The 12,890-nt window shown below is 61.5% G+C and carries 11 protein-coding genes; 6 read left to right on the top strand and 5 right to left on the bottom strand.

Annotated elements, in window-relative coordinates:
• Positions 1-249 precede the first annotated feature (249 nt).
• From B0G74_RS23585 to B0G74_RS23570, 4 genes are all read left to right on the top strand, one after another.
• Positions 250-681 (top strand): DUF1795 domain-containing protein, encoded by a 432-nt coding sequence (locus tag B0G74_RS23585; RefSeq protein WP_132377283.1) that lies wholly within the window; start codon positions 250-252, stop codon positions 679-681.
• Between the two features lie 193 nt (positions 682-874).
• Entirely contained in the window at positions 875-4,507 is a 3,633-nt protein-coding gene (locus B0G74_RS23580; protein WP_132377282.1) for a DUF6531 domain-containing protein, read from the top strand.
• Positions 4,504-4,983, top strand: coding sequence for an enterotoxin A family protein (locus tag B0G74_RS23575; protein WP_132377281.1), 480 nt, complete (start codon positions 4,504-4,506; stop codon positions 4,981-4,983). Before B0G74_RS23580 ends, B0G74_RS23575 begins: the two co-directional genes overlap by 4 nt.
• Before the next feature lie 2 nt (positions 4,984-4,985).
• Positions 4,986-5,387, top strand: a complete 402-nt coding sequence (locus B0G74_RS23570; RefSeq protein ID WP_132377280.1) for a hypothetical protein — start codon at positions 4,986-4,988, stop codon at positions 5,385-5,387.
• A gap of 27 nt (positions 5,388-5,414) precedes the next feature.
• Here B0G74_RS23570 and B0G74_RS23565 read toward each other — a convergent pair whose 3' ends face one another.
• The 3 genes from B0G74_RS23565 to B0G74_RS23555 form a co-directional block, all read right to left on the bottom strand.
• The gene (locus tag B0G74_RS23565) at positions 5,415-5,516 is read right to left on the bottom strand and encodes a SymE family type I addiction module toxin (RefSeq protein ID WP_132379318.1); all 102 of its coding nucleotides are present in this window, start codon (positions 5,514-5,516) and stop codon (positions 5,415-5,417) included.
• Positions 5,517-5,739: 223 nt separating this feature from the next.
• Positions 5,740-7,212 carry a sodium:solute symporter gene (locus tag B0G74_RS23560; RefSeq protein WP_132377279.1) on the bottom strand — a complete coding sequence of 491 codons (1,473 nt, stop codon included), beginning with the start codon at positions 7,210-7,212 and terminating at the stop codon, positions 5,740-5,742.
• A complete protein-coding gene (locus tag B0G74_RS23555) occupies positions 7,209-7,424 on the bottom strand; it encodes a DUF3311 domain-containing protein (protein ID WP_132377278.1) in 216 nt (71 codons plus the stop codon). The genes B0G74_RS23560 and B0G74_RS23555 overlap by 4 nt, the downstream gene beginning before the upstream one ends.
• 361 nt (positions 7,425-7,785) lie before the next feature.
• Between B0G74_RS23555 and B0G74_RS23550 the strand changes: the two genes are divergently transcribed.
• Positions 7,786-8,463 carry a MarC family protein gene (locus tag B0G74_RS23550; protein WP_132377277.1) on the top strand — a complete coding sequence of 226 codons (678 nt, stop codon included), beginning with the start codon at positions 7,786-7,788 and terminating at the stop codon, positions 8,461-8,463.
• 287 nt (positions 8,464-8,750) lie between these two features.
• Positions 8,751-9,584, top strand: coding sequence for a class II glutamine amidotransferase (locus B0G74_RS23545; RefSeq protein ID WP_132377276.1), 834 nt, complete (start codon positions 8,751-8,753; stop codon positions 9,582-9,584).
• A gap of 27 nt (positions 9,585-9,611) precedes the next feature.
• Here B0G74_RS23545 and B0G74_RS23540 read toward each other — a convergent pair whose 3' ends face one another.
• Entirely contained in the window at positions 9,612-11,357 is a 1,746-nt protein-coding gene (locus tag B0G74_RS23540) for a cobalamin biosynthesis protein CobT (protein ID WP_132379316.1), read from the bottom strand.
• Between the two features lie 5 nt (positions 11,358-11,362).
• On the bottom strand, positions 11,363-12,592 hold the full coding sequence (locus tag B0G74_RS23535; protein ID WP_132377275.1) for an AAA family ATPase: 1,230 nt from the start codon (positions 12,590-12,592) through the stop codon (positions 11,363-11,365).
• Between the last annotated feature and the right edge of the window lie 298 nt (positions 12,593-12,890).

The following is a 12,890-nucleotide window of genomic DNA, read 5'->3' as shown; positions in this document are numbered from 1 at the left end:
CATCAAGCATGACATCTCTCAGACCTCGACGGAGGGGGATATCAGCGTGACGTCTGAGAAAGGCACGGTGACGATCTCCGCGAAAACGCAGATCAAACTGGTTGTCGAGGGGACGACCGTCGTCCTGACCCCGGAGCTGCTCAGTCTGATCTCAAAGACGATCGACAGCAAATCCACGGGCGAGACGAATATGAAAGGCAGCAAGATAAATCTTAACTGCTAACTTCCAACCCGCCTCCCGAACAGACGATGACAGTGCAATACGCGATGGATGAAGGCAGCATCACCCTGCCTGCTGGCTACACCGACCGAACGGTCAATATCTTTGTACAGGAACCGCTGACGGACGGTCTTTCCAATCTTCAGGTGGCGCGTGACACCGCCCGGCACGATGAAACCCTTGATGAATATGTCGACCGCCAGATCGGCTTGCTGAAACGGAAGATCAAGGGCTTGTCTATCAAGTCGCGCGAGACAGTCGTGCTTGCCGGTTGCGACGCAGACGGCATCGAGATTGAGACCCGTTACAACAGCAATGGCAAGTCTGTTTATCAGCGGCAATGCGCGATTCTCCTCGCCAATGGCAAGGCGCTTATCTTCACCGCGACCAACACGGTTCCCTTCACTTCAGCTCAGTTAGCGATCTGGCGGCGAATGATCGATACGTTCATACCGGCCTGATCGACTGTCGATGCCGTTCAGCAGGTCAATCCTGTGTCGCGCCGCGCAAGGCGCCCCGTTTTCGGAACCCGGGTCAAGAGGAGGAGCATGTTTGAAGCAGCACGTGTTGGAGACGAGATACAGCACACGTCAGCCCTGGCTGGCTTCCTGATCGGCGCGATCCTTGGGGCAGCGCTGATTTTTTGCCGTGGCAATGCTGACGTTCGCGTGCCCATTTCTTGTCGGCTTTATTGCGGGCTTTCTGGCTAGCATGATTGCCGAACAGATTGTTGATATCGCCACCAGAATAGGAAGCATGTTCGCCAGTCCAACTGGCACGATTGCAGCGGGTTCGCCCAATGTGTTCGTCAACGGGCGCGCGGCCGTTCCCGCCCAGATAGGCGTCGCCATGTGCGGCCAGGATACGCCGCACGAACCGGTGGCCTGCGGTGCCAGCACCGTCTTTATCAATCAGCACGTTGCGGCGCGTAAAGGTGACGAGATTCAATGCGGCGCGACGATTGCAAAGGGATCGAAGAGCGTATTTTTTGGCAGCGACAAGGCTTGTGAAATAGCCGTTGCCAGCGAAATACCGCCGTGGGCAGTTAATCTGAAAAACGGCCTGTTCATGGTTGCGGGCGTTGCTGGCGGGCTGGGTGGCGCGCTGAAGAACGGCATGAAGGCAACGGCGCCATGCGCTTTGAAATTCATCGCCGGCCAGGTGGCGGGAATCTACGTTGGTTCAAAAGTCATGGAGGGGCTGTCCGGGTTGTTTGGTCACCCGGTTCACGTCCCGACCGGCCAGAAAGTTCTCACCAACGAACTGGATTTCAGCATGCCAGGTCTGCTGCCGCTCTTCGGTTCGCGCTCGTATTCCAGCGCGATTGACACGGGTGGCATGCTGGGCCGTGGCTGGCAGCATAACTGGGACATTCACCTGAAACGCAGTAGCCGTGGTCTCGAATACGTGGGATTTCAGGGGCGTGAAGTCGGCTTTGACGATCTCCCGACCGGTCAGTACCAGTACAACCCGTTTGAGCAACTCTATCTGTCTCATGCGCTGGACGGCCGCTATATCCTGAACGGCCTGGACGATACCTTTTACGGATTCAGCGCGGAACCGCTGAAAGGGCGCCACGTGCTGGAGCGCATCGAGGACAAGTTCGGACACTTTATCGAATTCCGTCGCGATGAACACGGCGTGCTCGTCGAAGTGCGCAGCGACGCGGATGTCATTCTTGAATTGCAGCATCACGACGGCCGTCTGACGGGTGTCGACCGGATCGACGGTGCGAGGCGCAATCTCGTGCGTTACGGCTATGACGGCAATGGGCAGTTGATCCGCGTGCGTGGCCGGACCGACGAACTGGTGCGTCAGTTCGCGTATACCGACGGATTGATGACCCGGCATGTGAACGCGCTCGGCTTCACCTGTGATTATCGATATGCGCAGTACGAAGACGGGTGGCGGGTGGTTGAACACAGCACCGGTTCCGGCGAGCAGTACGCCTTTACCTATGACATCGAGTCAGGGCAGGCGCGCGTCAGCAGCGAAGACCAGGGTACGCAGGTTTGGAAGTACGACGCGGATCATCTGGTGACGCAATGGACCGACTATCTAGGCGCGTGTTATCAGTTCGAGTATGACGGGCACCAGCAACTGGTGCGCGTCGAATCTCCCGATGAGCGTGTGCAGCGCCTGGGTTACGACGCACTGGGTCGCGTAACCGACGCCGTGGACGCCACGGGACGGGTCTGGCAAAGCACGTATCACCTGAAAACGCTGCGATTGGCGAGCGACACGCTGCCTGATGGCAGCGTCTGGCAATGGAAGCATACGGAACAGGGCTTACCCGTTGAGCGGATCGATGCCCTGGGGCAGGTCGCGCGGTTCGAACACGACCGGCACGGGCTGCTCACGTGTTACACCGACGAACGCGGCGGCACGAGCAGGTTCACCTACGATGAGCGCTACGGTTTGCTCCTGAGCCGCACGGACTGCTCCGGTTCGACCACGCGCTACGCGTGGAATGACGAGGGCGAGCTGGTTCGCCAGACCGATGCACTCGGCCAGGTGACTCAACTGCTACGGAACGCGGGCGGAGCGGTCGGAACCGTCGTTCATGCCGACGGCACCCGTGAGACTTTCGAGTACAACGCGCTCGGGCAGATCAGGCGGCACAGTAATGCTTTGGGGCACGTGTCCCGGTGGGACTACAGCCCGCGCGGGCAACCAGACCGTTTTACGGACCGGTTGGGGCGCAGCCTTGAATATCGCTACGATGCGCGCGGGCAGCTGGTCAGGCTGACCAACGCGAACGGGGCGAGTTACAGCTTCGCTTACGACGCCATGGGCCGCATGACCCATGAAGTCCGGCTGAACGGCGTGTGGCGCGAATTGCACTACAACCTGAATGGCGAAGCGATCGCACAGACGATGACGGGCCGACAGGGCGAATCGGAGTCGATCGGCCTCGAACGGGATGCGGCCGGGCGACTGGTGTCCAAACACAGCCGATGTTCGGTCACCCGCTACAGCCATGACCTGCTCGATCGCGTGACGGCTGTTCACAGGCAGCCGGGTGCCGCCGGCATGGCGCTGGGTATCCTCGCCAGCGAGCTGACCTTTGAGTACGATGCGCTAGGCCGGTTGGTGGCGGAAACCGCGGACGGCCAGCGTTCGGAGTCGCGCCATGACGCGCTCGGCAACGTGACCGAACGCCATCTTCCGCTGGGCCAGAGAATCTCGACGCTGCACTATGGCTCGGGGCATGTCCACCAGATCAGTCTGGACGGCGAAACGCTCAGCGATATCGAACGCGATGCGCTGCACCGCGAAGTGCAACGCACGCAGGGGCCTCGCGTATGCCGGACGGCTTACGATCCGCGCGGGCGGACGGTGTCGCGGCTGAGCGAGCGGTCCGGACGGCAAGGCATGATGGGCAGCGAGCCGCTCGGGTCGGCCTATGAGTACGATCTCGCCGGCAACCTGCATCAAGTGACCCGACATGGCGGCGGGCGGCACGGGCGCAGCGTCGTGAATTACGCATACGACGTGATGGGTCGGATGACGGGTTGTCACGACGAGGAGGGGCTGCACGAAAGTTACATCTACGACGCCGCGGACAACCTGATTGACGCGACGCGCGACCGGACGGCCAGCCGGATTCTGGACGATCTGCTGGGCCGTTTCCGGGGGACCGGCTACAGTTACGACGGCTTTGGCCAGCTCACGCGCCGGGTGCAGGACGGCATGGTCCAGGACTTCGTCTACGACGACGAGGGGCGAATGGTTCGCGCTTCGGGTCAGGGTCGGCATGGCGGGCACAGTACGGTCTATCACTACGACGCAATCGGTCGACGAACGGCCAAGGTCACGCGCCGCATGGCAGCGGATGGCAGCCCGGCCACCGACGAGACGCGCTTTGTGTGGGAAGGCATGCGTATGGTGCAGGTGCTGCGCGATGAGACGGTGCGCACCTATGTCTACTCACCGGATTCGCCCTACCGGCCGATGGCGCGGGTGGATCAGCCTGTCGTCAGCGTTGACGGAAAGTGTCGTGCCGGTGGTCGGCGCATGGTCTGGCATCACCATGCGCATGACAACGGTCAGGTGTACGACGTCACCAGCGCGAGCGGCGATGTGGTGTGGGAGCCCCGCTTCTCTGGCTTTGGGGAATTCAGAGGGGCTGAGTGGCGCGATGACAGGGTCTTCGATGAGCCGCTACGGTTCGCCGGCCAGTATGCTGACGAGGAGACCGGGCTGCATTACAACACGTTCCGGTACTATGATCCGGGAACGGGGCGGTTTGTCAGTCAGGATCCGATTGGGCTTGCGGGGGATTGAATCTTTATCGGTATGCGCCCAATCCGGTTTCGTGGATTGATCCGTGGGGGCTCGCATGTGAAGGTGATGGTGCAGGAAAACCGTCGGGAAAGCCGGGATTTGTTTTCCGGGGTGATGGCCGCTCACCGGATGTGGTTTTCAGTGAGGGATTTCAGCCTCTCGGCAAGAATACTGATTTGTACAATTACGCCCTAAAAAACGAACCAAGTATTTTTGTATCTACGTCTAAGTCCCCGACCGCAGCTCGAGAGTTTGCAGAAATGCAGGGTGGAGGATATGTCTATACGATTAAAGGTCAACCTGGGGGGATAGATGTGAACGCAGTACTTGGGTCGAAGAGTCCGTTCCCTCACGAGCTTGAAATTGCTGTTCCCGGCGGGATTCATCCGTCTTCCATTATGGGGGCGCGGCAAGTTGATCCGAATGGTAGTTTTATAGGCCCATTTATCAAAAACCCCGTATATGTTGGGAACTAGTCATGACAAATATCTCCGTAGAAATTTCATCCTTGGTTGGTGAAAAAGAATGTTGCGAAATTGAATATACACAAGGCGTGCCCGTTACAATTGTGGTTCGCAGTGCTCGCTTTGGCGAACTCTCATTTACTGACAACAATTTGTTTGATGCGCTGTCGGCTTATCGCAGTGTGCTTGAGCAGAGCAATTATCTTATTCTATGCAATGGCGCTCGCAAGGATGCTTATCCATCACAAATGGCCTTGCAGATGGGGGGCGGTCGAAAAATCTACCTACTTCACTCCGGGAAGTCGGCGAAGCGCGAGGATTTGGTCGATATTTTTGGTTCGGCAAGTATCGAGCAAGTTTGCAGCGTTGCGGAGCAACGTGCTGCTTATGAGGCATGGGTTCAGAGTTTGGTATGAATGAAGGGCCGCATTGCGGCCCTTCATTTATTCAGCGGCAATAGTCAACCGTCCATGCTCAACGGCGATTCTGACGCGATGCCCTGCTTGGAATCCTGCCTGCTCGATCCATCGTCCTGCGAGCTTCATCCAGGGATAAAGCGGCGGGATGGTTGGCTTCGCCAGTTGCGCCGATAGCGCATCATCTGGATCCTCACGTAGATGGCGTCGAGCCGGCAACTTAGAAAAAACAAGCGCAAACGGCACGGGTCGTTATCCCGTGCCGTATTTGAATGACTAAAGAGCCCACTATCCAGCTAATCAGTCTGTGAAGACTCAATCACGAGCCAACACAACCTGCCCCAACTACAACTCAATTCACCGACGCATGCGTCTGCTCGACCGGCCGCGCCTGCGTCACCGCGCTCACCGCCGCGAAGACGATGATATTCACCGCCAACGCCAGGAAGCCGATGTTGATGTCCTTCAACGCATCGGGCAGGAACGGCATCAACTGACCGATGCTCAAGTGCATGGTGGTCGTCACGGCCACCACGGCAACGCCGGCCAGAATCCCGCAAAACGCGCCTTGCTTGGTCGCGCGGTTATGCGGACGCAGACTGCAGATCACCGCCGGAAAAAGCTGGGTCACGAAGCTATAACCCATCAGCAGCAACGCAACGATCGTTTCGCCGCCTTGCAGCGTGAAACCGACCGCGACAAGCGCCACGACCGGCACGAGGAATCGCGCGAGCTTCGCCACCGTGGCATCCGATGCCTTGCGGCTCACCATGCCGCGATACACGTCGTTGGCGAGCAGCGTCGACGCGGACGTCAGGATCATCGAGCCCGGCACCAGCGCGGTCAGTATGCCGGCCGCACCGATCACGCCGACAAACCATGGGTCGAAGGTCTGCAACGACAGGCGGAACAGCGACAGGTCGATGTCGCCGCCCTTCAGACCTGGCACCTTCAGCGTCGCCGCAAAGCCCACGAAGAACACGAACAGCAGAATCAGCTGATACAGCGGCAGCACCATCGCGTTGCGACGGAAAATGCGTTCGTCTTTCGCGGTGAAAATCGAACCGAAGGTATGCGGCCACATGAAGAAGCCCAGCGCCGTCAGCAGCACGGTCGACTGGAACCAGGTCACGCTCGAGCCCTTGGCCGGGAAGGTCAGGAAGCCGGGGCGCGCGGCGTCGATTGCGCGGAACATGTCGCTGAAGCCGCCGTAGTAGTGCAGCGGCAGATAGATGCCGAGGAACAGCACGATCGCGAGAATCAGCAGATCCTTCACCACCGAATTCCACGCCGAGCCGCGCACACCGGAGACGATCACGTAGGCCGTCACGACACAGGCGCCGATCCACACGGCCGCCGTCGACGAAATCGCGCCGTACGAGGCCGTTGCGACGATAATGCCGAGCCCCTTCAGTTGCAGCACGAGGTAGGGAATCAGCGCGGCCACGCCGACCAGCGCGACAAGCGTGCCGAGCGCCGGGCTTTCATACTTGCGCGCGAAAAAGTGCGGCTGCGAGACGAGGCGGTGATTCTTCGCGTAACGCCAGATTGGCGGCAGCATCCAGTACGAGAGGATGTACGCAAGCGTGCCGTACGCCAGGATGTAATAGACCGGCGCGCCCTTGCCATAAGCAAAGCCGCTGCCGCCGAGGAAGGTGAAGGTCGTGTAGATTTCACCGGCCATCAACAGGAACACGAAGGCGGTGCCGAAGCTGCGGCCGCCCACGGTCCATTGTTCGAGACTCATGTCGTGGCCGCGCTTGGCGCGCACGCCCAGGTAGAGCGCAAACAGCGTAATCGCAGCAATGATGATGAGTGCGCTCATGAACTAGCCTCCTCGCCATCGGCGGCGAGCTGACGGTTGGACGGATCCAGACGGTAGACGATCGCCATGATGATCGAACTGAGCACGACCCACATGACGATCCAGGCCAGCACGAACGGCATGCCGAGCATCAGCGGCTCGACACGATTCACAAACGGAACACCGAGCAGAATGCCGATGAACGGCAGCGCGGCAAGTACACGAAGCAACATGGGGGCAACTCCTCGAACCGGTAAGTACGTCTCGTTGAAAGTGCGGCTTCGCTGGGGACTGTATGCCGGATGCTTTGGTCCCGTAAAGCAGGTCAAAAAAGTGTAGGCTTTCTGAAAGTTGCGGGCGCATCTTTATGGGGTCGGTTGCTGCGCTGCAAGACGGGCTGCATAGTGAGGCGCGCCGCGGCAGGCGCGCTAGCGGCTGGCTTTTTTACGGTTTCCCTGGCGCGCCGCGATATCATCTCGCCACGCAGCGCGAGCATCATCTGGAGCACCGGAGAGAGTCCGGTTTCATCAACATGGCGCGGCATGCCGGGTGCGCAGTGGAGCCACCCGAGCCGCCGCTCGACACGGAACGCATATGGTCGAAAGTCTGATCTCGGACATTCTGTTTGGCTTTACCGGGTTGATCAGCATCATCAATCCAATCGGCATTGCTTTCGTTTTCCTGGACCGGACTGCTTCGTTGACCACGGAGGAGCGCACCGCGCTCGCCCGCAAAATCGCCATCAACGTGATGTGCGTGCTGCTGGTGGCGTTTTTCATCGGCACGCCGATCCTGCATTTCTTCGGCATCTCCATGCAGGCGCTGCGCATCGGCGGCGGGCTCGCCGTCGCGGTGGGCGGCTGGCAGATGCTCAATGCGCCCGACACGCAACCGGCCGAGCAGCCGGCGGTCAAGCGGGTGGACGCGGACAATGCGATGTCGAAGGCGTTTTTCCCATTCACCATTCCGCTGACCACCGGGCCGGGCTCGATCGCCACGGCTGTCGCGCTGACCGCGAACCGCACGCATAAGCTCTCCGAATTTGTGATTTCGAGCATCGCGTCGGTGGTGATCTCGCTGGCGGTGGCCGTGACGGTTTATCTGATCTATAGCCGCGCGGTGGTGTTCGCGAAGTACCTTGGCGTGGAGGGCACCAAGGTCGCGATGCGTGTATCTTCCTTTCTGCTGCTGTGCATCGGCGTGCAGATCATGCTGACCGGCTTCTCCGAATTCCTGATTCCGATCGCGACGATGCAGCCGGTAGTGAAGTAGACGTCGTGTACCCGGCGGCACACCGCGCCGGGGCGCTAAAGCGCCAACTCTGGTCGACCGCAGCAAGTGCATGGGACCAGAGTAAGGCGCTAAAGCGCCAACTCTGGTCGACCGCAGCAAGTGCATGGGACCAGAGTAAGGCGCTAAAGCGCCAACTCTGGTCGACCGCAGCAAGTGCATGGGACCAGAGTAAGGCGCTAAAGCGCCAACTCTGGTCGACCGCAACAAGTGCATGGGACCAGAGTAAGGCGCTAAAGCGCCAACTCTGGTCGACAGGAGAAAAGCTCATGTGCCGCTGGCTCGCTTATACAGGCAACCCGATTCAGCTCGAAACGGTGCTGTTCAACGCCAAACACTCCCTGATCGACCAGAGCCTGCATTCGCGGCTCGGCCAGACCACGACCAACGGCGATGGCTTCGGCATCGGCTGGTACGGCCAGCCGACCGATATTCCGTTTCGCTACCGCTGCATTCAACCGGCGTGGAGCGACCGCAATCTGCGCGAAGCGGCGCGGGCGATCCGCGCGCCGCTGTTCGTCGCGCACATACGCGCGGCGACGGATACGCCTTCGCAGGAAACCAACTGTCATCCGTTCCGCCATGGCCGCTGGCTCTTCGCGCATAACGGCCTGATACGCAACTATCCGTCCGTGCGCCGCGATCTGATGGTGGCGATCGACCCCGATCTGTTTCCGTCCATTGAAGGCTCGACCGATTCCGAGGTGATGTTTTTCCTCGCGCTGACCTTCGGCCTGGAAGTGGCGCCGGTCACCGCACTCGAGCGGATGGTGGCCTTCGTCGAGGACACCGGCCGCAAGCATGGCGTGGACGAACCGCTGAACATGACCGTGTGCGCCACCGACGGCGAGCAGATCGTCGCAGTGCGCTATTCGAGCGAAGGGCAGTCGCGCTCGCTCTTTCACAGCAGCTCGTTTCAGCAACTGCACGCGTTGTATCCCGACGATCCACGCATCGAGGCAGCCGGCGCGAATGCGTTTCTGGTGCTGTCCGAACCGCTCGCCGACCTGCCGGGCTGGTGGCAGGAGATTCCGGAGAGCACGGCGGTGGTGGCGCGCGGCGGTGAAATCGAACGGTATCCGTTCAAGCCGCAGTCGGCGTGAGCGCTGTGAGCCGCGTGAGCGCCGCCATCAACGCGTGAGCAGCATCGAGCTCAACACGGAGAACACCGTCGACGGCAGTTCGGCGAGGCGGCTGACCACCACGTTGTGCGGGTAGAAGTCCTCGACCGCGTCCGTCAGCACGCCGATGCCCACCAGCTCGATGCCGCGCTTGCCGATGGCCGCGACGCGTTCGCGCAGATCGCTGCGCAAAACCTGCGGATCGCCGTCGCCGGTGGACGGGTAGCCGTCGGAGAACATCATCAGGATGCGCCGTTCGGCCTGATGGTCGGCAAGCCGCGTCGCGGCCCAGGCCAGCGCCTCGCCGTCCGGATTCTCGTGGCCGCAGTCGATCGCGGCGATCCCGCTCAGGTCCGTCGCGCCGAAGCGCTTATAGACCTTCAGATCGAGCCGTTCGACGAAGCGGTTATAGCGTCGTAAATCCGCGCCGGCGGCGCGTTGCCGCTCGTAGAGCTGCTTCATGGGCGCGGATTCGACCGAGCAATAACCGAGCACTTCGCAATCGAACGACAGCTGCGTCAGCGCATCGCACAAGGCGGCAGCGCACTGGCGCGCGAGTTCGATCTTGCGGCCGGCCATCGAGCCGCTGCGGTCGATCAGCAGCGTCACGGCGACGTCGCGTCCTTTGGCGGGCCGCTGCGTGCGAAACGGCGTGCGATAACCGGGCGAGGTGGCGAGCTTCGCCAGCGCGGTGCGATCGATCTCGCCGCGCTCCTGCTCGCGGCGCCAGCGCGTGCGCTCGTCGGCGCTCAGCGCGCGTTCGAGCTTTTCCTTCAGCGGTGCGGTGTCCGCGCGAGCCTGCGCCCGCAACTCGCGCCAGGCGGCGCTGTCCCCTTGGCCTGTGAGATCGCGGATGTCGTCGAATTCGGTGGCGAGCGGAATCGACAGCCGGGCTTGTGATGCAGCCGCAGTGACGTTACCTGCTTCGCCTTCCGAACGCGCGGACGGTTGCTGCGCGTCCGCCAGCGATTGGCCCATGCCGACCGCGTTGTCCGCCTGCGCGCCACCGCTTCGATCGGACGGTGGCGAGTTCGCGCTGTCCTGATCGGGGAGCACGGTGTCGTCGTCTTCGAGCGGCACGGATGACGAAGCGGCCGTTTCCGTATCGATGTCCTCGACCGGATCCGCCGTAAACGCCATGCTGTTCACCTCACCCGCCGACAACGCGCGCACGCGCGCCACGAGCGCCTGCGCCGCCGCGATGCTCTGCGCGGTCGAGCGGCTCGCGCGCGCTTCGTGCAGCAGATCCTCCGCGGCATGCAAGGCGGCGAGCAGCGAATGGCTCGCTTCGGTCCGGGTGGGCGGTTCATCCCACAACGCGCGTTCGACCAGCCAGACCAGCCGGTCGCGCCAGTGCAGCTTCGGCCAGCGCTGCCGCACGCGCTCGGCCGCATGCACGCGCAGCTTGCCGATGAACCAGCGCGCGCCCGGATATTCGTCGAGCAACCGTCCACACACGCGGCGGTCTTCGATCACCTGCGCGAGATTCGCGGCGACGCCCGAGGGCAGCGCATCGAGTTGCGCGAGCGACGCATGCTTGGCGCGCGCGACCAGCAGATCCAGATAGCCGATCAGCACATCGCGCTCGACTTCGCCATTGAACTCATAGTCGGGAATCACAATGCGGCCGGGCTCAACGCGCGGACCGTCCGGACTGAACGCGACCGTCACGCCGTATTGCCCGGTCAGCACGCGGGCCACCTTGCTGAGCGTGGATTCGAAGGCGAAGCCGCGCGTGTCGCGCGTTGCGTGCATCGCGTTCACGCTTCAGGAGCCGGCGCGATGTGATGGCGAACGATGCCGCGAATCAACGCGGCGTCTTCCGGGCTCACCTTCGCGTAGATGGCCGGCCCGGCTGCGCGTTCGGGGTCGCCCGTGCGCAGCATCAGTTCGGCCCAGTCGAGCAGACGCCGGGTCGAGAACGCGCTCGAGAGATCTTCGCGAGCGAACGCCGCGCGGCAGTCGGCGGCGATCGCGGCGAGCGTGGTGGCGAGTGCGCGCGTCATGTGCGGGGCGAGGGTGGCGATCAGCACGTCGGCTTCTTCGGCGGGCGTCAGATAGTCGAGCAGATACACGCGCCAGCGGTCCAGAAACGCCTCGTTCATCAGATTGGCGCCCTGATACAGATGCCGGAACTGACTCATCGCGCCGACCGCATTGGCTGTCGCGAACAACCGGAAGGCCGGATGCGGCGTAACGATCTCGTTGCCTTTTTCCTTGAGCACGAGGCGGCCGTGCGGTTCGAGCACGGCCGTGAGGGCGGCGAGAATCGACGGTTCGGCAAAATCGATTTCATCGACGATCAGCCAGAGCCCCTCGCGCATGGCCGTGGGCAACACGCCGTCGACCCACAGCGTCTCGCCGCCCTTGACGGTCCAGAAGCCGACGAAGTCGCCAACCGTGGTCTGCCCGTTCATGTTCGAGCGCAGCACGCCGTGACGCGACCGCGCCGCGACCTGTTCGATCAGGCTGGTCTTGCCGGCGCCGGTGTGGCCGATCAGCATCACGCGGCGGTTCTCGACGATGTCCTCGACGATGTCGTTAAAGCGCTCGGAGAACAGATAGGCCGGATTGAGGCGTGGCACGAGCGGATTGTCGAAACCGCAAGGCACCTCCACATGACCGATGCGCACGGTCGCGCCGGCGCCTTCCAACTGCCTACATTTCGCCGCGGAAGCTCGCGCCGCGACGCGCTGCAATTCCGGCATGAAGGCGACGCGGCCGGCCGCGGACTGCTCGCTTGCGGCGTCGTCCGTATCGATGGCGAAGCCTTCGCGGCGCCATTTCTTCAGCTTCGCACGCAGATTTTCCGCGTCCACCACGAGATCGATATCGACCGCGCCAGGGCCGCTGCCATTGTCGACGCCATGTTCGAGCCGATAATTTTCCGGCCGGTCGGCCACGCTCACGCGCCACCATTCGGCGCCGTGTTCCGTTGCGCGTTGGTAAAGGCCACGGTTTTCGTCTTCGGTCAGTTCGGGCGAGTTCATGGCGAAAGTTGAATAGTCAATAACGAATCGTGCATTGCAATTTGGCTGGGGCCGAATGAGCGACTATCTTATCTTGAGCGGCTTTCGATCTTCCCATTCCATTGGCAACCGGGCCTTGTCGAGCCTAGGCCGGGCAAATATTTGTTGCGTCAAACGAATAGGCCGTGGAGCGCGTATCGCCTATAGTTCGACGAACCCAGCGCTGTAGTTTACAAACGTCTTTCTCGCGGATCGTGTTTGAAGCATCCGCAGTCCTCTTTGCCCTACATCGCGACACAAAAATTTGACGGCAAAACAA

It is taken from the genome of Paraburkholderia sp. BL9I2N2 (genome assembly GCF_004339745.1).
Classification (GTDB): Bacteria; Pseudomonadota; Gammaproteobacteria; order Burkholderiales; family Burkholderiaceae; genus Paraburkholderia.
This window is presented reverse-complemented; position numbering and strand designations above follow the sequence as displayed.